The following is a 21,509-nucleotide window of genomic DNA, read 5'->3' as shown; positions in this document are numbered from 1 at the left end:
TGCGCCGGGCCCAGTCCTGCAGCGCGCGGCGGTGGGCGCGTAGTGCCGCCGTCGCGTCGGGGGCGCCGGGCAGGCGCGCCAGCGTCAGCGCGCCGAACAGATGGTAGGGCAGCAGCTCGCAGGGCGGTGTGAGCGGCGAGACGAGGCGGCGCGCGGCCGCCAGCGCCATGCCTGCGGTTTCCATGTCGCCGCGCAGCCAGGCCGCCTGCAGGCAGCCGAGCCAGCAGCCGAAATGCCAGGCCTCGGGCGGCGCCGTCGGCACGAACGGCGCATGGGCCGTACCGGCGAGCGTGCGGAACAGCGCGATCCTGCCGTCGAGCTGGCAGATGACGACGGCATCGTCCGCCGCCGGAATCGCCTGGCGCACGGCCTGCGCGTAATGCTGTAGTTCGGCCAGCGGCGCGCCGCACAGCAGGCGCACGCCGGTCCACAGGACGGCGGCGCGGGCCAGCGTGCCGGCCTCGGCGTTGCAGGCTTCGGCCGCTGGCGGGGCGGGATACGCCAGCGCGGCCGGACCGGCGTGGCCCAGCATCTGCCAGGCGCGCCGGCAGGCGGATTCGGAAGACCCGGACGCCGCCGTGCCCGGATCGGGCAGGGGGGGCGGCGCGGGAGCGTAGTGGGTCGGTAAGGACATTCGGTTCATCTGCGCGCTCAGGATTGCCGCCGGCGGGTGTTGGGGCGGGGCGGAATCAGTATCGCGGCGTCGCAGGACAATGCCCTCATACGAAAGGAGGAGCGAGGCATGATTCGACGCGCGCGGCAGTTATGGCGGCGGTGCAAAGAGTCATCGCGGAATTCCCGGTTCGGTTGCGGGGATGGTCGGTGTCGGCCCTGCTTGCGTCCAGCTATACGAACGGATACGAACTGCTTTCGCCGTGGCAACTGTGCGGCAGCGCCACACTCGCGCCAGCAATACTGTCGCGTGCGCTCCGATGGGCCTACCATGAACGCATGGCGTGTCAGCGCGCCGTGGCCCATGTGCGTTAATGCCACGTGAATCAAAAAAGCGGCCTTGGGGGGAACATGCGGTACTACCTGACGTTCGTGGTGCTCGGCCTGCTGATGGGCGCCCTGTGCCTGCTGCTGGAAGTGCACACTGCGGCGCCGTCCGTGGCGATGACGGGGCTGTTCGGCGCCGGCGGGGCGCCGCACGCGCCGCCGCCCGTACTGCGCGTGCTGGAGGATGCGGCACTGCCGGCTTGAGCCGGCGGGCCGTTGCTGGATCGGCAGATCAGGAACGCAGGAAGGCCAGCAGGTCGGCGTTCAGGCGGTCCTTGTGGGTATAGGCCAGGCCATGCGAACCGCCTTCGTAGACGGCCAGGCGGCCTTGCGGCAGCAGCTCGACGGCGCGGCGGGCCGTCGTGTCGATCGGTACGATCTGGTCGTCGTCGCCGTGGATGACGAGGGTCGGCACGGTCATCTTCTTCAGGTCTTCCGTGAAGTCGGTTTCCGAGAACTGCTTGATGCACTCATAGGCCGCGCGCAGGCTGCACTGCATGCCCTGCAGCCAGAACGTGTCGCGCATGCCCTGCGAATCCTTGGCGCCTTCACGGTTGAAGCCATAGAACGGGCCCGTCAGGTCCTTGAAGAATTGCGCGCGATCCGCTTGCACGCCCTGGCGGATGCCATCGAATGCCGCCATCGGCACGCCGTTCGGATTGGCGTCCGACTGGCCCATCTGCGGCGTCACGGCGCCCACCAGCACGGCGCCCTTGACGCGGCCGGTGCCGTGGCGGCCGATGTAGCGTGCGACCTCGCCGCCGCCCGTCGAATGGCCGACCAGGGTGACGTCGGTCAGGTCCAGTGCCTCGATCAACTGGGCCAGGTCGTCGGCATAGTCGTTCATGTGGTTGCCGTGCCAGGGCTTGCCCGACAGGCCGTGGCCGCGGCGGTCGTGGGCGATGACGCGGTAGCCATGGTTGGCCAGGAACATCATCTGGTCTTCCCAGGCGTCGCCCGACAGGGGCCAGCCGTGGCTGAACACGACGGCGGGACCGTGGCCCCAGTCCTTGAAGTGGATGATGGTGCCGTCGCGGGTCGTGACGGTGTCGGCGGTGCGGGTGATGGTCATGGCGAGTCCCTTCAGGTTTCTTCAGGTAGGTGGCTGGGAACCGGAAGGGACGGCCTGGCCGCCGCATCCGGACCCGGACATTGTCGGGACGGCTGCAGCAGCGGTCTAGGCATACGAACGTATAGGTGCTTACCGCCCGGTATCGTCCGTTGCGCGCTCGACCGGACAGTTGAGTGCCAGCATGCGCGCCAGCGGCGCCGACGCACGCATGCGCTCGCGCCACCATTTCAGCGCCGCGCCTTCCTCGCCGGTGCGCCAGGCCAGGTACAGCGTCTCGTCCGGCTTCGGTTCCTCGACTTGCTTCTCGACGAGGCGGCCGGCCGCGATGTCGGCCCGCGCCCAGGATTCGGGCAGGAAGCCGAAGCCGAGGCCGGCCAGCTGGAATTCGTACTTCGTCTGCATGTCGGGGACGGTGAGCGTGTCCTGGCCGAACAGCAGGCCGACCGTGCGCGCCTGCAGCACCCGCACGGAATCGGCGACGGACACGGCACGATGCGCGGTCAGCTCCGCCTTGCCCAGCCGGTGCCGGATCTGCGCCAGCGGATGCGTGGGCGCGACGACGAACACGAACGACATCGTGCCGACCGGCTCCGCCGTGTAGCCGCCGCCGGACGGACCTTCGCCGGCCGCGCCCACGAGCAGGTCCACGCGCCGGTCGAGCAGGCTTTCCCACGTGCCGGACAGCGCCTCGCGCACGATGCGCAGCCGGGTCTGGTCGGCCACGTCGTAGAACGCGCGGATGTCGTCCTGCAGGCCGAGCGGGGCGAGGGCGGAATCCATGCCGATGGTGAATTCCGTCTCCCAGCCGGAGGCGACGCGGCGCACGCGGCTCTCCAGGTCGCCCGCCGCCTTGAGCAGGTAACGGCCTTCCTTCAGCAATTCCTCGCCGGCGGGCGTGAGCACGACGCGCGGCCCGAAGCGCTCGAACAATTGCACGCCCAGGTCGTCCTCCAGCTTGGAGACGGTGTACGAGATCGTCGACGGTACGCGGTACAACTCCTTGGCGGCGGCCGAGAAGCTGCCGCGGCGGGCGATGGTGTCGACGGTGAGGAGGGCGTCCAGGCTGAGTCTGAGCATGTGCGGGCGAAGGTTGACGGGGAGCGCATCGTATCAAAAAAGTGCCGGCGCGTCGTTGCTCTGCAAACGGCGGTTCTCGTTCAGGGTTCGTGGCGCGGCCGTAACTTGCACCGGGAGCAATAATGAACGTACACTGGATTTTCTCTTGTACAACGTCGTCCCGCGCGCAAACGTCATGCATCTGGTATTCGGACTCGTCGCTTTAATCGGCCTCGTTATCTCGGTCGTCGTCCACCTTCTCGCCGTGTCCGGCATGGACGTGCTGGCCCGCTTTCCCTACGTCTGGCTGTTGCATATCGGGATATTCGTCGTCTTCATGCCATACGCTTTCTCGAGCCGAAAAACGCTTGGAAGCAGACCTACATTGGCCCAGATCCGCACCCAATTTCCGGACTGGGTCGTGGCGGTTGGCCTCTGCCTGTTGGCATACACCATCGCGAATTTTTTCCTGTTCATGCATGCGGTCTCGTTTGGTAGTCCGGAGATTCACGAAGGGAAGTTCCTCCTTCTGGATCACGGCAAACTTATTCGTGAATTGACGGCCGATGAATTTGCCTCACTCCGCAGCCATCAGGTCCGCGGATTTTCCGGGCACTGGATGTTTTTTTATTTTGTGGCTTTCGCGTATTTCGTCCTGAGGAAGCGGGAAACTTCGCCATCCTGAACGGCGCCTGTGTTCAGGTCCCGCGCCCCAGTTCCTCGGCGATCTGCCGGCACAGTGTAGTGCTCTGCCGATCCATGCATTATCGAAAAAATCGATCATAGTGCATAAAACAACTCGTTTTTCATCCTGCCCGGCAACGACCATAATGCTTTCCATGGAAACGCGCTTGCAGCGGCAAGAAGGCAACACTGGAGGAGTCGGCAAGCGCAGTGTGTTCGAACGGTTCGAACACTCAATCAACAGGAGAACATCATGCTGAAAGTACGTAAAAGCGCGGATCGCGGTGTCGCCAGTTTCGGTTGGCTGCGCTCGCAGCACACCTTCTCGTTCGGCCACTACTACGACCCGGCGCACATGAACGTCGGCCCGCTGCGGGTGATCAACGAAGACCGCGTGGCCCCGGGCCGCGGCTTCGACCCGCACAGCCACAAGAACATGGAGATCATCTCCTACGTGCTGGACGGCGCGCTGGAGCACAAGGACAGCATGGGCAACGGTTCCGTCCTGCGCTACGGCGACGTGCAGCGGATGAGCGCCGGCACCGGGGTCACCCACAGCGAGTACAACCACTCGGCGACGGAACCCGTGCACTTCCTGCAGATCTGGGTGATCCCGGGCGAGGCCGGCGGCGCGCCGGGCTACGAGGAAAAGCACTTCGACACGGATTCGAAGCGCGGCAGGCTGCGCCTGATCGCATCGAACGACGGCCGCGACGGCTCCGTCTCGCTGCGCCAGGACGCCGCCATCTATGCGACCATCCTCGATGGCAGCGACCGCGTCGACCATGCGCTGCTGCCGGGCCGCCAGGCCTATGTCCAGGTGGCGCGGGGCAGCCTGACCGTGAACGGCTGTGCGCTCGAAGCCGGCGACGCCGTCGAGACCAGCGGGGAAGCGGTCGTGGCACTGGCGGAGGCGAGGGATGCCGAAGTGCTGTTGTTCGACCTGCCGGCCTGAACCCGGACCATATAACGACGTCAAACGCAACGACCGGCATGCGCGCTTGACGTTACAATCTGTCCGCGACCTGGCGTACACGGGTGGCGGACATCCACGCAAAGCACCAGACGAGGAGAACAAGCCATGGAAGTGACGACGCATCGCGGCACGGGGCCGCTGCAGCAGGTGGTCGAGATCGGACCGCACCGCATCGTGACGGACGTATCGAAGGCGCTGGGCGGCGAGGACAGCGGCCCGGAACCGCACGACATCCTGGCCGCCGCGCTGGCCGCCTGCACGACGCTCACCGTGAACCTGTACGCGAAGCGCAAGGGCTATGCGCTCGACGAAGTGAAGGTCTCCATCAAGCACGGCCAGGAAGGTGCGGTGTACGGCCTGCACCGTACCATCGAATACGTCGGCGCGCTGGACGACGAAGCGAAGGCCCGCCTGACCGACATCGCCAACAAATGCCCGGTGCACAAGACGCTGTCCGGGACCATCCAGATCACCACGGAGGCACGCTGACATGAGCACGTTCGACCACGAGAGCCTGGAAACGATCGTCATCCCGCGCACGCACGACCTGGGCGGTGGCTTCGAAGTGCGGCGCGCGCTGCCGCACAAGGACCGGCGCATGGTGGGGCCGTTCGTCTTCCTCGACCAGATGGGACCGCACGTCTTCCACGCGGGCGAGGGCATCGACGTGCGGCCGCATCCGCACATCGGCCTGGCCACCGTCACGTACCTGCTGGACGGCCAGATCCGCCACCGCGACAGCCTCGGCACCGTGCAGGACATCAAGCCGGGCGAGGTGAACTGGATGACGGCCGGGAAGGGCATCGTCCACTCCGAACGCACCGGCCCGGACGTGCGCGCCGCCGGCTCCAGCCTGTTCGGGCTGCAGTGCTGGGTGGCGCTGCCGCAGGCCAGGGAAGAATGCGATCCGGCCTTCGCGCACATCGGGTCGAACGAGCTGCCGATCCTCGACGGCGATGGTGCCACYGCGCGCATCATCGCCGGCAGCTATTTCGGCAAGCGGTCGCCGGTGGCCGTGCAGTCGCCGCTGTTCTACGTCGACCTGGCCCTGCAGCCCGGCGCGCGGCTGACGTTGCCGGCCGAGTATCCCGAGCAGGCGTTGTATGTCGTCGACGGCACGCTCGACCTGGGTCGCGACGGGCGCTTCGAACGGGGCCAGCTGCTCGTGCTGAAACCGGGCGCCACCGTCACGCTGGCCGCGACGGAACACGCCGGCACGCGCGTGATGCTGCTCGGCGGCGAACCGATGGATGGCCCGCGCTACCTGACGTGGAACTTCGTGTCCAGCTCGGCCGACCGGATCGAGCAGGCGAAGGAAGACTGGCAGGCGCAGCGCTTCCCGCACGTGCCGGGCGAGACGGAATTCATTCCTTTGCCCGACCTGCCGGGCCGGCCGGTACGCTATCCCTGAGCTTCCGGGCTGCGGGGGAGCGGCACCACGTGGCGCCGTTCGTCCGGCCGCGTGAGCACGCGCATCGTGACCTCGAACGGCACGCCCAGCGCGGCCAGCGCGCGCGCGGGTGAACGGTTCTGTGCTTCTGCCTCGTGGATCGTCGCCTCGATCAGCAAGGCGGTCTTGTAGTCGCTTCGTTTTTCCATCGCCAGATCGTAACACGAAGCCGCCGGCGCCCGGCCGGAAGGCAGGGGCGCGGCGTGTGGCCGTGCGGTAACCTGCGGCGGTCTGGCCCCGGCGACGTCCGCCGGGCCGCAACCAAAGAAAGACCGCAATGACCATTTTCCACATCGCTACGCTGCGCGCCGTCGTCGTCGCGGCGGGCCTGATCGCGGCCGGCGCCGCGTCCGCCCAGGCCGACCTGATCCTCACGAACGGCAAGATCGCCACGATGGCGAAGGAGGGCGAGTTCGTGCAGGCCGTCGCCGTCAGGGACGRCAAGGTGTTCGCGACCGGCAGCAACGCCCAGGTGCTGAAGCTCAGGCGGGCCAGTACGCAGGTGATCGACGCGCACGGCCGCACCGTGATCCCGGGCCTGAACGACTCGCACCTGCACGTGATCCGCGAAGGCCTGAACTACAACATGGAACTGCGCTGGGACGGCGTCACGTCGCTCAAGCGCGCGCTGGCGATGCTGAAGGAGCAGGCCGCGCGCACGCCGGACGGCGAATGGGTGAAGGTCGTGGGCGGCTGGAACGAGTGGCAGTTCGAGGAAAAACGGCTGCCCACGCTGGAAGAAATCAATGCCGCCGTGCCGGACAAGCCCGTGTTCATCCTGTACCTGTATGGCCTCGGCTTCCTCAACCGGAAGGGCGTCGAGACGCTGGGCTACGACCGCAACACGACCTACAAGGACGGCGAAGTGGAACTGGATGCGCACGGCCGGCCCACCGGCAAACTGGTCGCGAAACCGAACGCATTGATCCTGTATTCCACGCTGGCGAAGACAAATAAATTATCGCGCGCCGACCAGGTCAACTCGACCCTGCAGTTCTATCGCGAACTGAACCGCCTGGGCGTGACGAGCGCCATCGACGCGGGCGGCGGCTTCCAGAATTATCCGGACGATTACGGCGTGGCGCTGGAACTGGCGCGGCAGGGCAGGCTGACGGTGCGCACCGCGTATTACCTGTTCGCGCAGCGCGCGGGCAAGGAGCTGGACGACTTCCAGCGCTGGCTCACGCTCACGCAGCCGAAGCAGAACGACCACATGCTGTACCCGAACGGCTTCTCGGCCGAGGGCGCCGGCGAGAACCTCGTCGCCAGCGCGGCCGATTTCGAGAACTTCCTCGAGCCGCGCCCGGACCTGCCGGCGTCGATGGAAGGCGACCTGGAACCGGTCGTCGCGCTGCTTGTGAAGAACCGCTGGCCGTTCCGCCTGCACGCCACGTATGGCGAGAGCATCGCGCGCGACCTCGACGTGATCGAGAAGGTGAATGCGCAGACGCCGCTGAACGGCCTGCGCTTCATCATCGATCATGGCGAGACCATCAGCGACGCCGACCTGGCGCGCATCAAGCGGCTGGGCGGCGGCATCGCCGTGCAGGACCGCATGCACTTCCAGGGCGAGGCCTACAGGAAGCGCTACGGTGAACAGACGCGCCAGATGCCGCCGGTCCGCAGGATGCTCGCGCAGGGCATTCCGGTGGGCCTCGGCACGGACGGCACGCGCGTGTCCAGCTACAACCCGTGGCCTTCGGTGTACTGGGCCGTCACCGGCAAGACGGCCGGCGGCATGCCGGTCTGGCAGGACGGCGACCGCCTGTCGCGCTACGAGGCGCTGAAGCTGATCACGACGGGCTCCGCGTGGATGAGCGGCGAAGAAAAGGTGAAGGGCACGCTGAAACGGGGCCAGTACGCCGACTTCGTCGTTCTGCCGCAGGATTACTTCGGCATGGACGCGGAAGGCATCAAGCGCCTGGAGAGCGTGCTCACCGTCGTCAATGGCAAGGTCGTGTACGGCGCCGGCGAGTACGCGCCCCTGGCGCCGACGCTGCCGGCCGTGTCGCCCGCGTGGAGCCCCGTCGCCGCGTTCGGCGGCTACCAGGACCGCTAGCCTGCGCAGCGGCCGGCCAGACGGCCTCGCGCCTGCGCGACGGTCTCCGCCAGGAAATCGGCGACGGCGCGCACGCGGTTCGACGCGGCCAGGTCCGCATGCATCACGAGCCATACGCCGTCGCTGAACACCTCGTCCGGCGCCAGCACGCGCACGAAGTCCGGGGCGGTGGCGAGGAAGTCCGGCAGGACGGCCAGGCCGAGCCCCGCGCGCACGGCGGCGATCTGCGCGCGCAGCGTGGATGCGGTGAGCACGACGGGGGCCTCCGGCGCGCGCTGCGCGAGCCAGCGGGCGGCAGGCAGGTGGGCGTGCGCCTCGTCCCACGTGACGACGGCGCGGCCGGCGAACGGGTCGTCATCCCGTGCCGGATGGCGGGCGAGATAGTCGCGGTGGCCGTACACGCCATGCGCCATCTCGCCGAGCCGGCGCATCTTCAGGTTGCCGTGGCCGGGCCGTACGACGCGCAGCGCAAGGTCGGCGTCGCGCCGGCCCAGTTCCACCGTGGCCGTCGTCGTGACGATCTCCAGGCGCAGCTGCGGATGGCGCGCGACGAAGCGGGGCAGCGCGGGGATCACGAGGTCGGTCGCCAGGTTTTCCGTGGTGGCCAGGCGCACGATGCCGGAGATCGCCGGCGCGAGGCCGGATGCACCCCGCTCGAACGCCAGCATGTTGTCCTCGGCGGCTTCCGCACGCCCGAGCAGTTCGCGCCCCTCGTCGGTGAGGAAGTAGCCGGTCTGGTGGCGCGCGAACAGGCGCGTGGCGAGGCGCGCTTCCAGTTCCGCGATGCGCCGGCCGACGGTCGACTGGCTCACGCGCAGCACGTCGGCAGCGCGCGTCAGGCTGCCGCCGCGCGCCACTTCGAGGAAGTATTTCAGGTCGTTCCAGTCCAAACGCATCGACTCCCATCTTCTATTTTTGGAAAATGATCCGCCGATTATTGGTGTTTTCTTTGCAAGCCGCAATGCTTACATTGTCCCCAGGCCGCCGCCGGCGGCATCCATTACGCAAAGGAACGACATGTTGACGACACGCACTTTGGGCACCGGGGGACTTGAGGTTTCCGCCATCGGACTGGGCTGCATGGGCATGAGCCATGCCTATGGCACGCCGGACGACGCGGAATCGATCGCGACGATCCACCGCGCCATCGACCTGGGTTGCACCTTCCTCGACACGGCCGAGGTCTATGGTCCGTACACGAACGAGGAATTGCTGGGCCGCGCGCTCGCCGGCCGGCGCAACGAGGTGCAGATCGCGACCAAGTTCGGCTTCGTCATCGGCCAGGGTGCGCTCTCGGGCACGGACAGCCGTCCGCAGCACATCCGCGCCGTGGTCGAGGCGTCGCTGAAGCGCCTGCGCACGGACCGCATCGACCTGCTGTACCAGCACCGGGTGGACCCGAACGTGCCGATCGAGGACGTGGCCGGCACGGTGAAAGATCTGATCCGCGAGGGCAAGGTGCTGCATTTCGGGCTGTCCGAGGCGGGCGCCAATACGATCCGCCGCGCCCACGCCGTCCAGCCGGTGGCGGCGCTGCAGAGCGAATACTCGATCTGGGAACGCAATATCGAGGCCGACGTGTTGCCCGTGCTGCGCGAACTGGGCATCGGCCTCGTGCCGTTCAGTCCCCTCGGACGCGGCTTCCTGACCGGCACGGCGAAGCGCGCCGAGGACTATCCGGCCAACGACTTCCGCGCGCAGAACGATCCGCGCCTGCAGGGCGACAATTTCGACCGCAACCAGGCCATCGCCAACCTCGTGAAGGACATCGCGGCGCGGCACGACGTGTTGCCGGCACAGGTGGCGCTGGCGTGGCTGCTGGCGCAGGGCGATGACGTCGTGCCGATTCCCGGTACCAAGCGGCGCGTCTACCTCGAACAGAACCTGGCGGCGGCGGACGTCAGGCTGGATGCGGATGATTTGCTGCGGCTGGATGGGGTGCTGGACGAAATTGGCGTGGCTGGGGCGCGTTATCCGGAGAAGGCGTTGGCGATGGTGGACCGGTGACAAATCGTCCTGGTTCCTAATGCGCAGGCGGCCACCTGTCACCGGACATGGTATTGACGAGTAGGTGTTGCGCGATCGTTGATACGTGGCCGCCCGCCTTTCGACGGTCGGATGTGCCGGAAGATGGGCTGCTATAAGCCGTTTTCTCGTACATTTGGAATGTTGTAGTATCTGTGTGAGACTATTTGCAAAAAATACCTAGCGGTTACCCTTTCTGCTGTGTGCGAATTTCTCCATACGTACATTCAGCAAGTTGTTAGCGAAGCTTCGAACCATTAGTGCTTCTAGGTCATCAATCATCGCGTCGTCGACTTGATACGCACTAAAGTAAGATGCTAAGTCGTACAGCTCGAGCAATGTATCTTTTGGTTGCCGTAATTTTTCATATCCTGGTTTGAATTCTTGATTTCGATCTGGATGGCTGACGAGCGCAATCTTTTGAATTTCCCGTTTGCGTTTAAAGGCTAAATTCATTTCGTTCCAAAGCGTCTGCTCTCGTGCCTTTCCGACGTATAATGCATGACCGCGCGAATCATAAAAAACGTAGATGCCATGACTATCCTCAAGTGCGCCGCGAAGCCCTTGTGCATATCGACTGGCGTTGTTGCCGCCATCGAATATCAACCAACTTGCATTGCGTTTAGTTGCGCATCGCTTGATTGGGAAAAATTCTACAATAGGCTGAATTGTCTCAAGCTGTGCTTTTTTTACTGCAGCCGAGCGGGATTTCGATAGCGCCGATGCGACTTGGACAGCACTTAGATCTTCATCCCTATTTTTCCAATTTATAAGGGTGCCTACACTGACTCCTAAAACTGCGGCCAGTTCTGTCTGCGAGGTGGTCTCGAGTTTCTTACTCAATGCTGCAATCAGTTCGTTTGCTTTCATGCTTGCTTATCTTCTTAAAACTTGCCGTAATTTACTTTTACAGAGAGGTGACACACTCAACCGAAGCTCGATGGCAACCTGCTCTGCTACATGGTTTTTTGGTGGCGACTTAGTGATCGAGTGACCGCTACTGACCATTGCAGTCCATGGGCAGAGACTTTAGGAAATTGGCGCACCGATCATGCAAGCTCTAACTCTGGCATCAACTCTGCTTGCCAAGGAGTAAAGTCTTCGCGTGTCCATTCGCGGGCATCGGTATGCCCTCCCTGAATGAGAAAATACATGTCGAGTATCCCAGGACGAATGTCCAGTTCAACGGCGCATTGTTGTAAGAGTCGAGTGACTAAAATGAAATTTTCCTCATTACGCTCACTGCGCACCATGCCAAGGGTCTGCGCTACGTCCATCACGATGCGGTCCGGTTTTACGCAGTCATATCCAAGGCCCATCAAGAAGTGTAGCTGCGAAGTGACGGACTGCATGCCAGATAAATGTACGTTTTTCAAAGCCTTGTTAACCTTTTTTAATCCATTCCAAAATCGTTCGATGTCCGCTGAACTGTGGATGGAAGCCGGCACATCACTTGCGGACAGAAATTTCTGAATGCTATGCCCGTGCGCGAGCACACGGGAAGCCCGTACAAGCCAGAGCAATTTGCTTTCGTTTTTAATTGGTTTGACGCGTGGCCAATAGTTATCGTAGATATCGCATGGGTTCATCGAACGTACTGCGTCGACATCGAAACCAGCGAACGCATGGTCGTAATCCCCGCTCTTGATCATTCTTGTTACCGGCGCTGCTTGCACACCACCGCTATAGGCGAAAACAACCGCAATTCGGCGCAACTCGTCGTCTGGGTCCAGGAAGGCAGGTGGGCGACGTTCATTGCGCTGCTTGTATTCTTCGTGAAAAAGTGGCGTTACGTAAGAATCGATATGATCGACCATCTGGCGAATGGTCCGGGTGAGGTTGGCAGGGGCGTTCATGTGGCTGTTCAATTTAAAGGATAGTCGTGGTGCCGGGGAAACACCAATCCGGTTTACCTGGATAGGTTAATCTAGCTGCGACGGGCGACCTTGTCGGCAAGGACGGATAGAAACAACCCGAGGACCGTATAGCCGCACAAGACTTCGGCGCTCACAATGAGTTCGCCGATCGTCGTCTTCGGACTAACGTCTCCGAATCCGAGCGTGGTAAATACGACGATCGAGAAATAATAGGGTGTAAACGACCCGTGGAACGAACAGTTCGGTGCGCCAATCTTGCAGTCGATGCCGACGAGCGAGGGAAACAGAGAGTAGATCGTTCCGAACAGTACTTGCACGGTGATTGTCAACAGCAGCACACGCGAAATGCTGCGGCCATAGTCCGTCAATCTCCACGCGCGGAAAAGCCATGTACGCCAGGACGACTCCCAGTGCGCTCCAAGGGAATCAATGTAATCCTGGTCGGCTACGGCCCTTCTAAATATCGCATTGCCGTAGGTCGATTCGATTCCTCGGACTCCACAGCACGTTCCGTCCATCGCAGAAGGTTGAAACTTCACTCCGGTAACGTTGACACCGCTAAAATTTGCGCCCCGTAGTATCGTTCCAGTAACGTTCGCGTCACGGAGGAAGGCTTCGCTCAGGTTTGCATACGAAAGGTCGGCTTCACACAAATTTGCAACATCGATCAAGGCGTTATCGAGTCTGGCGTACCTCAACTTGGCTTTCTTGAGGTTCGCTTGCCCTAAAAACGATCCCATCAAATTCGCTTCTGTTAGCAGTGCGTGCGATAAGTCAGCCCCAGTAAGTTTTGCTTTGCGTAAGTCGGCACGAAATAGATTGGCGCCGTTGAGGTTTGCCCCGATCAGATCAGCGCCACACAAGTCGGCTGACTGCAAATTAATTGCTTTTTTCGGATAACGTTCGCGCCAGCGGTTCCATTCGTTGATGTCTCGCCTGATGAGGCTGAACTGCTCCGGATCAGGGCTGTCATCGTCAAGGTGTTCGTTAAGATTCATCAGTTTTTTCAGATTATGTTGGATGTCGACATCCTCAACGGGCACGCGTGAGCACGCTTGCAACACAAAACTGATCAAGTACGTCAACGAATGGCCGCTCCTAAGAGGGCGGCCACTCAATCTTCGGCAACTGTCGACCCGGAACAGACAATCGGAACGCATAGCTGGTCAGTTGGAGCGGATTGCTTGACCTATCGTTTGCACATCATGGATCAGCTCAATGGCGCGCTCTCCTGCGAGTTCTAGCGACCGCTTTCGACCCGCTGCGAATCCCGGCGGTGCATTAACTCTTTAGCCGAGTGACCAGACATATTTAACTTCCCGCCACTGTTCGACAGGTTTGCCGTCCACCTTTGCGGGTTTGAAACGGCACTTCGAGAGCGCATTGATGGCTGCCTGGTCCAGGCTTGCATTACCGCTCGATTTCGCAACTTTCGTATCCTGTACAGTACCGTCGACCCCGATCAAAAACTGCATCGTCACGGTGCCCGTGGCCTCGGCTCTAAGGGCATCGGTTGGGTAAGCAGGTTTGGCACAACCTGACGACGGCGCCTGTTGGGGATGCATCCACGACGGCGTTTGCGTTTGTGCCTGCGCCGTTCCTACCAATGCCAGCAAGCCGAGGGTAGCTGTTAACGTCCGCGTCGAACGAATCATGGGTAATCATTTCATAGTGAGCCAGGCTGATGCCGGCCTGACTTGTGTGTTTATCGTTGCGCTGATGTCTCGGTAGACATCCGGGTCAGCGCTTCTGTTTTACCAAAACCACGCTAAAAGGTTCACTATAGCAAGTTGTGTTGGCGCAATAATCACAGAAAATCACGATCGATTGCATCTGGTCGAACTCGTTGCGTCTTACCGGCACCGGAGCTGCGCGTAGAGCTTACATGGACTCGTTGAGGTGAGGCAGCGAAGTGGTCGAATAAGGTCGGCAGCGCTTGCGCGCCACGTGGATCATCTCGTCGTTGCGATGCCAGCGGCCGCCAGCAGCCGAAAATGCAGGCGTTGGACAACCGGGGCGCGCTCGATGTGGAGTCACGCGGCGCACGGGGACGCGGCCAGGCGGCCAACGACGATGGCCCGCAGCGCATGGCTGCGCGGCGGGCGGTCTGCAAGGGCACGACTGGCGAATCGTCAGGCCTCGGGTTCCGCCGGCTGTAACGCCGCCCGCACGGCCGCGAGGATCCCGTCCGACGCGTCGCGATCCGACACGGCGCGCGCCAGCGTGAGGGCACCGACCATCGCGGCAAGGGCGACGATGCCGTCGTGGCCGGCGCCCGCTGCCAGCCGGCTGTCGGCCAGTCGGGCGGTCATATGCGCCACCATCGTGTCGGCCGTCGTGCTGGGCTGGCCGCGCAGGCCGAGCTCCGCGGCCAGCGTGGGCAGCGGACAGCCTTCTTCYGGTTCGTCGCGGTGTTGCGGGGACAGATACCAATCGATGATCGCGCGCAATGGCGTGCTCGCCGGGTCGTTCGCCGCCGGGGCGCCGGCCGCCGGGGCGCCGGCGCCGGACGCCTGCCAGCGTTCCAGCGTCTGTTCCGCGGCGGCTTCCAGCGAAGCCTGCACGAGGGCATCCTTGGATTCGAAATGGGCGTAGAAACCGCCGTGGGTCAGGCCGAGCGCCTTCATCAATGGCACCAGACCGGTGCCCTCGATACCGTCCTTGCGGAAGCGGCGCGCGGCTTCGCCGATGATGCGTTGACGCGTCTCGGCCTTATGGTTACTGGAGTAACGCATGCTTGTGGTGGTAGGTTTTTGCAGTAGTTTTTTGATGCGGTCCGTGTGGCCGAAAGCAACGGACCCCGCCTGGCAACGGGCATGTATATTTATATTTGGCAACGCCTCGTGTCATCATTGTAAGCGCTATCATTGGATTGCACAAATGGGGGCACCAAAACGGGGCACGAGTGTTGCGTTCGACCGTACTTACAGGGGGGCGGATGTGCGGCGGCTGCCCGACCCGGTGGGATCAGCCTGTTGCAATCGCTATCTTTGGCGCGGCGCTGACGGGTGCCATACGCCGATGGCGCAACCGGGCGAACGGCGCTAGCTTGCGGCCGCGGCGGCCGGCGCCGTCTCCTTGGCCGCATGGCGGCGCAGGAACTCGGCGCAGGCCGCGGCGTCCAGCGGCTTGCTGTAGTAATCGCCCTGGATCTGGTCGCAGCCGGCGCCCCGCAGCGCGGCGACCTGCTCGTCGAACTCGACGCCTTCCGCGATCACCTGCAGGTGCAAGGTGTGCGCCATCGCGATGATCGCCTTCACCATCGCCAGCGATTCAGCAGTCTGGTGCACATCGAGGACGAACGAGCGGTCGATCTTGAGCTTGTCGAGCGGCAGGCGCTTGAGGTAGCTGAGACTCGAATAGCCGGTGCCGAAGTCGTCGATGCTGAGCGAGGTGCCCAGCTCGCGCAACTGGCGCATCAGGTCCGCCGTGCGGACCGGGTCGTCCATGGAAATGCTTTCCGTGAGCTCGAGTTCGAGCAGGTGGGGCGGGAGGCGCGACTCGCTCAGGACGTCTGCGACGAGCGCCACGACGTCCGTGCCGAGAAATTGCTTGCCCGAGAGATTGACCGCCACCGGTACGTCGGGCACGCCGGCCTCGCTCCACGCGCGGCGCTGGGCCACGGCCGTGCGCAGCACCCAGGCGCCGATCGGCACGACGAGGCCGGATTCCTCTGCGATGGGGATGAATTCGGCCGGCGCGATCGGGCCGTGCTCCGGATGATTCCAGCGCACGAGCACTTCCATGCCCGCCACGCTGCCGTCGTGCAGGGCGATCTTGGGCTGGTAGTTGAGGTACAGTTCCTCGCGCTTGAGCGCGTGGCGCAGCTGGTTTTCCAGGGTGAGCTTGCGGGTAAGGGCCTGGTTCAGCTCTTCCGAATAACGCTGGATCTGGGCGCCGCCGAGCGCCTTGGCGCGCCGCACGGCCATCGCCGCGTTGTTGAGCAGGACGTCGCCGTCGGCGCCGTCTTCCGGGAAGATCGCGTAGCCGATGCTGCACGTGAGCGGGATCGGACCGCCGGGCGTCCTGTATTCGCGCGTGACGGCCTGCAGCAGCTGGCGCAGGCGGTCGCGCGCGACGCTGTCGTCGCCCAGGCCCGGCAGCAGCAGGACGAATTCGTCGCTGCCGGCGCGCGCCAGCATGTCGCCCGGGCGCAGCAGGTTCTGCAGGCTCCACGTGATCGCGACGAGCGCCTTGTCGCCCRCATGGTGGCCCAGCAGCTCGTTGAGGCGCTTGAACTTGTCGACGTTGATCGTGGCGACGAGCGTGTGCAGGCCATCGTCTTTCCATTTCTGCAGGTTCTGCCCGATCGTGCGCACGAGCACCTGGCGGTTCGCGAGGCCCGTCAGGACGTCGTGCGTGAGCAGGAATTCCACTTGGCCCGCGGCGGCGGCCAGATCGGGATTCGCGGCGTCGACGTACACATGCGAATGCAGCGACTGCGCGGCCGTCGCCAGCTGGCGGAAGTGGATCAGCTGTTCCGTCATGCGTGCCAGGTCGCGCAGGATGTCGAGTTCTTCCTCGCCCAGTGTACGCGGGACGCGGTCGAGCACGCACAGGGTGCCGAGCGGCATCCGGTCGATCGAGTACAGCTGCACCCCGGCATAGAACCGCACATTGGGTGGATTCACGACCATCGGATTGTCCGCGAAGCGCGGATCCTGCGTCGCGTCCGGCACGACCAGCGGTTCGTGGTCGAGGATCGCGTGGCCGCAGAACGAGATCGCGCGCGCTGTACCCGTCATGTCGGTGCCGCAGCGCGACTTGAACCACTGGTCTTCCTTGTCCACGAGCGACACGAGCGCGATCGGCATCTTTAGCAGACGGCTGGCCATGCGGGTGATGCGGTCGAACGCTTCTTCCGGCGGGCTGCCGAGCAGGCGGGTGGCATGCAGCGCCGTCAACCGGCGCGCCTCGTCGAGCGGGATGGAAGGGGTCTGCATAACGTGTCTAGTGGAGTCGGTTGAGACACATTCTGCCATGGAAGCAAAACCCGCGGCACGAGGTTGGCACGCCGCCGGGGAAATACCTGCCGTCAGGATAGCCGGAACCGTTCAACGAGCCAGTCGGCGAACACGCGCACGCGGGCCGACAGCTGGCGCGCCTGCGGATACAGCACGGAGACGGGGATGGTGGGCGGCGGCATGTCGGCCAGCACCTCGACGAGCTCTCCGCTCGCCAGCTGCCCGGCGACGCGGTAGCGCGGCACCTGCACGAGTCCGAGGCCGGCGCGCGCGGCCGCCGTGTAAGCCTCCGCACCCGAGACGGCGATCACGCCGGGCGGCGTCGCCAGTTTCACGCCGGACTCTGTGACGAATTCCAATGGATGCGGCCGGCCCGTCACCGTCGACATATAGTGAACGGCCTGGTGGCGCGCGAGGTCGGCTACCGTCATGGGCGTGCCGAAGCGTTCGAGGTAGGCGGGGCTGGCCACCGTCACCTGGGGCAGGTCGGCGGCGCGCCGCGCAACCAGCGTCGAGTCCTGCAATTCGCCGGCGCGCAGCACGCAGTCGATGCCTTCGCGCACGAGGTCGACGAGGCGGTCGTCCTCGCCCACGTATAGCTTCAGGCGCGGATGGCGCGCGAGGAACGCGGGCAGGGCGGGGAAGACGAAGTGGCGGGCCAGCGTCGGCTGCAGGTTCACGCGCAAGAGGCCCGCGGGCTCGCTGCCGCGGAACGCGTCCTCCGCTTCATCCAGGTCGGCCAGCAGGCGCACGCACCGTTCGTAGTACGCGGCGCCGTCCTGCGTGGGCGCGACGGCGCGCGTCGTGCGTTCCAGCAGGCGCGTGCCGAGGCGCCGTTCCAGCCGCTTGATCGCATTGGTGGCGGTGGCGCGCGGGACCAGGAGATCTTCGGCGGCCTGCGTGAAGCTCCTGCGCTCCACGATGCGCACGAAGATCTGCATTTCCTGGAACCGGTCCATCTGCGTCGTCATGCGTGCCTTTCTGATGTGGAGCGGCGATTATACGGTGGCCTCTCGGCCCTCTATGCGATACCGCCGTTGGCACGCAGCACCTGGCCGTTGACCCAGCCGCCGTCCGGACCGGCCAGGAACGCGACGACGCCGGCGATGTCGTCCGGCTGGCCCAGGCGCTGCAACGGCGCCATTTGCGCGAACTGCCGCACCTCGTCGTCGGACTTCCCGTCCAGGAACAACGCCGTGGCGACTATTCGGAATCCCAGGCGCAGGCGGCGTACACCCAGACGGCGAACCAGTGCGGGCTAACCTGCCACGGCTGAACTTTCCTGATCGGCAGACTCGCCGCCGGGCCGAATGATCCGGCGGTCGATATTCGATCCGGATGTGCCTCACATGTCCGGATCGGTTGGATATTGACGTCGTTTTTTTCGGGAGTCCGCATGGCAAAGATCATTTCAAGACAGGTGCACGTCGAAATCGTCGATTTCGTGGCATGGCGATGAGTTTCCTGTTCTGCACCTTCGCAGATATTTCAATAAAAAACGCAGACATAGTAATGCGGCGCGATCGGATCTGGATCACAAGATGGGTCTGATGCGACAGACTTCAGGCGTTCGATATCCGGAGCCTGATTCAGCTCGGGAACATGCACGACACCGATCCAGCCGCTTAGAAAGCCGGCAAAGGGAAATACGACGTAGGGCGCCATGGCGCCACCAACCATGCAGTCGTGTGTCGCCAGGCAGCCTGGTTGCCCACCTCGGGCGACCTGCGCAACAACGTGGTCATATCCGGATTTTTCAAGCCAGAACCGGACGTGTAGCGCGAATTCCTTTGTGGGAATAAATATCCAGCCGAGCCAGGTCATCGCAACCAGTCCAATCATCAGTGCCTGAGCTTTTTTTCGATGGGACCGGCGGCGCCATAGCACTGCCGCCGAGAGAACGACGCCGTATAGAAAAACGGCCGCGCCCGTGATGAGCGGCACAAGAAACGGCAATACGTAGAACAAGGCGCACTGAAGAAGTACCAGTACCGGGAATGTGCCGAGTGCAATCGCCAGTATGTAGTTGCGAATCGTTGGTGATAGCACGATACGTTTGATGAGGTGATTGAATTGCAACGCAGTCGGAAGAGAGTGTAATCCAGAAATCCATCAAGCCGAAATGGTCGTGTTTCGATCGCCGTTGCGCACAGCATTACGGTGTCGGGCAGCCCGTTTGCGGAACGGTTGCGCCAGGAACGACGGCTCACGCCTTCGTACCCCCCAGAGCACGATTGGCCGACGCCCCTTCCTTGAGATAACATGCCATTCGGATGGATGCACCGGCCCGCGGCGGCCACGAGGGGAGAGGACCATGAAAGCGATAGTCACCGGCCACACCAGAGGCCTCGGCGCCGCGCTCGCCGGCAATCTGCTGGCGCGCGGCGTGCCCGTGCTCGGCCTGGCGCGCACCCGTTCGATCGAACTGGCGACCGCCTATCCGGAACTGATCGAGGAAGTCACGCTGGACCTGGCCGACAACGTCGCGCTGTCCGGCTGGCTGGGCGGCGGCGCGCTCGGCGACTACCTGGACGGTACCGGCGCAGTCCTGCTGCTGAATAATGCCGGTATGGTCAGCCCCGTCGGTCCGCTCGACGTCCAAGACCCGCAGATCGTGCTGCGTGCCGTGCAATTGAACGTGGCGGCGCCGATGGCGCTGGCGGCGGCCGTCGTGCGTGCCAGCGCCGGGGCGCAGCGGCGCATCCTGCATATCTCCAGCGGCGCGGCCCGCAATGCCTATCCCGGCTGGAGCGTCTATTGCGCCACCAAGGCGGCGCTCGACCACCATGCGCGCGCCGTCGCCCTCGACCAGCAGCGCGGGGTGCGCATCTGCAGCCTGGCGCCGGGCGTCATCGACACGGGCATGCAGGCCGAGATCCGCGCCGAGTCGGAAGACCGCTTTCCCATGCGCCAGCGCTTCGTCGATCTCAAGGAAACGGGCAGCCTCGTCGAACCGGACGAATGCGCCGAGCAGTTGATCGACTACATGCTCGGCGCCGGCTTCGGGGCCGAGGTGGTGGCCGACCTGCGCACCTTGTCTTGAGCTTGCGTCAGGCCGCCGGTGCGCGCGGGATCTGCAGGCCTTCGATGACGGCCGGGCGGGCGCGGAACACCTCCAGCACGYGGCCCACTTCCGGGAAGCGGTCGAAGCCGACGATCTCGGCCGCGTCGTAGTAACCGACCAGGTTGTTCACCCACGGGAATGTCGCGACGTCGGCGATCGTGTATTCGTCGCCCATGATCCAGTCGCGCCCCCGCAAATGGCCATCGAGCACGCCCAGCAGGCGCTTGGCCTCGTGCACGTAGCGGTCGCGCGGGCGCTTGTCCTCGTACTCCCGGCCGGCGAACTTGTGGAAGAAGCCCAGCTGTCCGAACATCGGGCCGATGCCGCCCATCTGGAACATCAGCCACTGGATCATCTCGTAGCGCCGCGCCGGGTCGGACGGCAGCAGCTTGCCCGTCTTCTCGGCCAGGTACAACAGGATCGCGCCCGATTCGAACAGCGGCAGCGGCTTGCCGCCCGGGCCGTCGGGGTCGATGATCGCCGGGATCTTGTTGTTCGGATTCAGCGACATGAATTCCGGCGTCGTCTGCTCGTTTTTGTCGAACGCGACGCGGTGCGCCTCGTACGGCAGGCCGATCTCCTCCAGCATGATCGCCACCTTGACGCCGTTCGGCGTGGGCRGCGAATACAGCTGCAGGCGGTCGGGCTGCTGTGCGGGCCATTTCTGCGTGATGAGGAACTGGTTCAGGTCGGTCACGGCATTCTCCTGTCGGATTGGTTGCGTTGATTGTACTCAAGATACCTTCGTGCCCAGGGTGGAAGATACATTCTTGGTCTCGGGCAACGATGGTGATCCATGGACGAACTGTTGCGTTACTACGAGGAAGAACTGGGCCTGTTCGGCCAGTTCGCGCGCGAATTCCGCGCCCGCTATCCCAAGCCGGCCAGCGACCTGCACGTGGCCGGCGACAACTGGGACGATCCCGGCGTCGCGCGCCTGATCCAGTCCGTGGCCCTGCTGTCCGCGCGGATCAACAAGCGCCTCGACGACGATTATCCCAAGTTCACGGAAGCGCTGCTCGACAGCCTGTATCCGCATTACCTGCGGCCGCTGCCGTCGTACACCGTCGTGCAGGTGGGCTATCGCGCACCCGCCGAGGTGCCCGAAAACCCGTTCGTGCTGGCGCGCGGCGCGATGCTGCGGTCGAGCGCCGGCACCGACGTCCCGTGCCGGTTCCGCACCGTCTACGACGTGCTGCTGGCCCCGCTGCGCGTGGCGCGGCTCGCGTTCGTGCCGCTGCTGGAGGCGCCGCGCGCCGTGCGTCCGCCGCGCGGCGCCGCGT

The 21,509-nt window shown here is 64.1% G+C and carries 23 protein-coding genes and 1 pseudogene; 9 read left to right on the top strand and 15 right to left on the bottom strand.

Annotated elements, in window-relative coordinates:
* The coding region (locus AC1DYX_RS12495; protein ID WP_477259141.1) for a hypothetical protein at positions 1–634 on the bottom strand (634 nt) is incomplete at its 3' end.
* 389 nt (positions 635–1,023) lie between these two features.
* On the opposite strand from AC1DYX_RS12495, the gene AC1DYX_RS12490 reads away from it, so the two are divergent.
* Positions 1,024–1,203: a hypothetical protein gene (locus tag AC1DYX_RS12490; RefSeq protein WP_477259139.1), complete on the top strand. Its 180-nt coding sequence runs from the start codon at positions 1,024–1,026 to the stop codon at positions 1,201–1,203.
* A gap of 28 nt (positions 1,204–1,231) precedes the next feature.
* Here AC1DYX_RS12490 and AC1DYX_RS12485 read toward each other — a convergent pair whose 3' ends face one another.
* Both AC1DYX_RS12485 and AC1DYX_RS12480 read right to left on the bottom strand, forming a co-directional pair.
* On the bottom strand, positions 1,232–2,071 hold the full coding sequence (locus AC1DYX_RS12485; RefSeq protein ID WP_477259137.1) for an alpha/beta fold hydrolase: 840 nt from the start codon (positions 2,069–2,071) through the stop codon (positions 1,232–1,234).
* A gap of 129 nt (positions 2,072–2,200) precedes the next feature.
* Positions 2,201–3,148, bottom strand: a complete 948-nt coding sequence (locus tag AC1DYX_RS12480) for a LysR substrate-binding domain-containing protein (RefSeq protein WP_477259135.1) — start codon at positions 3,146–3,148, stop codon at positions 2,201–2,203.
* Positions 3,149–3,293: 145 nt separating this feature from the next.
* On the opposite strand from AC1DYX_RS12480, the gene AC1DYX_RS12475 reads away from it, so the two are divergent.
* The 4 genes from AC1DYX_RS12475 (at position 3,294) to AC1DYX_RS12460 (ending at position 6,198) form a co-directional block, all read left to right on the top strand.
* Positions 3,294–3,812 carry a hypothetical protein gene (locus AC1DYX_RS12475; protein ID WP_477259133.1) on the top strand — a complete coding sequence of 173 codons (519 nt, stop codon included), beginning with the start codon at positions 3,294–3,296 and terminating at the stop codon, positions 3,810–3,812.
* 252 nt (positions 3,813–4,064) lie between these two features.
* Positions 4,065–4,766: a pirin family protein gene (locus tag AC1DYX_RS12470; protein ID WP_477259131.1), complete on the top strand. Its 702-nt coding sequence runs from the start codon at positions 4,065–4,067 to the stop codon at positions 4,764–4,766.
* Positions 4,767–4,892: 126 nt separating this feature from the next.
* Positions 4,893–5,276: an OsmC family protein gene (locus AC1DYX_RS12465; RefSeq protein WP_477259129.1), complete on the top strand. Its 384-nt coding sequence runs from the start codon at positions 4,893–4,895 to the stop codon at positions 5,274–5,276.
* Position 5,277: 1 nt separating this feature from the next.
* Positions 5,278–6,198 carry a pirin family protein gene (locus AC1DYX_RS12460; protein ID WP_477259127.1) on the top strand — a complete coding sequence of 307 codons (921 nt, stop codon included), beginning with the start codon at positions 5,278–5,280 and terminating at the stop codon, positions 6,196–6,198.
* Here the strand turns inward: AC1DYX_RS12460 and AC1DYX_RS12455 are convergent.
* The gene (locus tag AC1DYX_RS12455) at positions 6,189–6,386 is read right to left on the bottom strand and encodes a hypothetical protein (RefSeq protein WP_477259125.1); all 198 of its coding nucleotides are present in this window, start codon (positions 6,384–6,386) and stop codon (positions 6,189–6,191) included. The genes AC1DYX_RS12460 and AC1DYX_RS12455 overlap by 10 nt on opposite strands.
* Before the next feature lie 128 nt (positions 6,387–6,514).
* Between AC1DYX_RS12455 and AC1DYX_RS12450 the strand changes: the two genes are divergently transcribed.
* On the top strand, positions 6,515–8,296 hold the full coding sequence (locus AC1DYX_RS12450) for an amidohydrolase (RefSeq protein WP_477259124.1): 1,782 nt from the start codon (positions 6,515–6,517) through the stop codon (positions 8,294–8,296).
* Here the strand turns inward: AC1DYX_RS12450 and AC1DYX_RS12445 are convergent.
* On the bottom strand, positions 8,293–9,192 hold the full coding sequence (locus tag AC1DYX_RS12445) for a LysR family transcriptional regulator (RefSeq protein WP_477259122.1): 900 nt from the start codon (positions 9,190–9,192) through the stop codon (positions 8,293–8,295). The two genes, AC1DYX_RS12450 and AC1DYX_RS12445, sit on opposite strands and share 4 nt — an antisense overlap.
* A 121-nt stretch (positions 9,193–9,313) precedes the next feature.
* On the opposite strand from AC1DYX_RS12445, the gene AC1DYX_RS12440 reads away from it, so the two are divergent.
* On the top strand, positions 9,314–10,303 hold the full coding sequence (locus AC1DYX_RS12440) for an aldo/keto reductase (protein ID WP_477259120.1): 990 nt from the start codon (positions 9,314–9,316) through the stop codon (positions 10,301–10,303).
* A 198-nt stretch (positions 10,304–10,501) separates the two neighbouring features.
* Here AC1DYX_RS12440 and AC1DYX_RS12435 read toward each other — a convergent pair whose 3' ends face one another.
* The 9 genes and pseudogenes from AC1DYX_RS12435 to AC1DYX_RS12395 all read right to left on the bottom strand — a co-directional run bounded on the left by AC1DYX_RS12435 (position 10,502) and on the right by AC1DYX_RS12395 (position 19,241).
* Positions 10,502–11,191, bottom strand: coding sequence for a hypothetical protein (locus AC1DYX_RS12435; protein ID WP_477259118.1), 690 nt, complete (start codon positions 11,189–11,191; stop codon positions 10,502–10,504).
* A gap of 179 nt (positions 11,192–11,370) precedes the next feature.
* Positions 11,371–12,177, bottom strand: coding sequence for a hypothetical protein (locus AC1DYX_RS12430; protein ID WP_477259116.1), 807 nt, complete (start codon positions 12,175–12,177; stop codon positions 11,371–11,373).
* Positions 12,178–12,248: 71 nt separating this feature from the next.
* Positions 12,249–13,283 (bottom strand): pentapeptide repeat-containing protein, encoded by a 1,035-nt coding sequence (locus AC1DYX_RS12425; protein ID WP_477259114.1) that lies wholly within the window; start codon positions 13,281–13,283, stop codon positions 12,249–12,251.
* Positions 13,284–13,487: 204 nt separating this feature from the next.
* Entirely contained in the window at positions 13,488–13,853 is a 366-nt protein-coding gene (locus AC1DYX_RS12420; RefSeq protein WP_477259112.1) for an energy transducer TonB, read from the bottom strand.
* Between the two features lie 477 nt (positions 13,854–14,330).
* Complete coding sequence (locus tag AC1DYX_RS12415) at positions 14,331–14,933, bottom strand: TetR/AcrR family transcriptional regulator (protein WP_477259110.1); 603 nt, start codon at positions 14,931–14,933, stop codon at positions 14,331–14,333.
* 309 nt (positions 14,934–15,242) lie between these two features.
* Positions 15,243–17,141 carry a putative bifunctional diguanylate cyclase/phosphodiesterase gene (locus AC1DYX_RS12410; RefSeq protein WP_477259108.1) on the bottom strand — a complete coding sequence of 633 codons (1,899 nt, stop codon included), beginning with the start codon at positions 17,139–17,141 and terminating at the stop codon, positions 15,243–15,245.
* 92 nt (positions 17,142–17,233) lie between these two features.
* Positions 17,234–18,121 (bottom strand): LysR family transcriptional regulator, encoded by an 888-nt coding sequence (locus AC1DYX_RS12405; RefSeq protein ID WP_477259143.1) that lies wholly within the window; start codon positions 18,119–18,121, stop codon positions 17,234–17,236.
* A gap of 62 nt (positions 18,122–18,183) precedes the next feature.
* Positions 18,184–18,366 (bottom strand): annotated as a pseudogene (locus AC1DYX_RS12400) (SDR family oxidoreductase); the annotation flags it as partial.
* Positions 18,367–18,650: 284 nt separating this feature from the next.
* Positions 18,651–19,241 (bottom strand): hypothetical protein, encoded by a 591-nt coding sequence (locus AC1DYX_RS12395; protein WP_477259106.1) that lies wholly within the window; start codon positions 19,239–19,241, stop codon positions 18,651–18,653.
* 235 nt (positions 19,242–19,476) lie between these two features.
* On the opposite strand from AC1DYX_RS12395, the gene AC1DYX_RS12390 reads away from it, so the two are divergent.
* Positions 19,477–20,205 carry an SDR family oxidoreductase gene (locus AC1DYX_RS12390; protein ID WP_477259104.1) on the top strand — a complete coding sequence of 243 codons (729 nt, stop codon included), beginning with the start codon at positions 19,477–19,479 and terminating at the stop codon, positions 20,203–20,205.
* Between the two features lie 7 nt (positions 20,206–20,212).
* Here AC1DYX_RS12390 and AC1DYX_RS12385 read toward each other — a convergent pair whose 3' ends face one another.
* A complete protein-coding gene (locus AC1DYX_RS12385; protein ID WP_477259102.1) occupies positions 20,213–20,923 on the bottom strand; it encodes a glutathione S-transferase N-terminal domain-containing protein in 711 nt (236 codons plus the stop codon).
* A 99-nt stretch (positions 20,924–21,022) separates the two neighbouring features.
* Between AC1DYX_RS12385 and AC1DYX_RS12380 the strand changes: the two genes are divergently transcribed.
* A partial coding sequence (locus AC1DYX_RS12380; protein ID WP_477259101.1) for a type VI secretion system baseplate subunit TssF occupies positions 21,023–21,509 on the top strand: 487 nt, incomplete at its 3' end.

This window comes from Massilia sp. P2_C2, from assembly GCF_056404615.1.
Note: the sequence above shows the minus strand (reverse complement) of the source record. Positions and strands in the feature narration are given on the sequence as shown.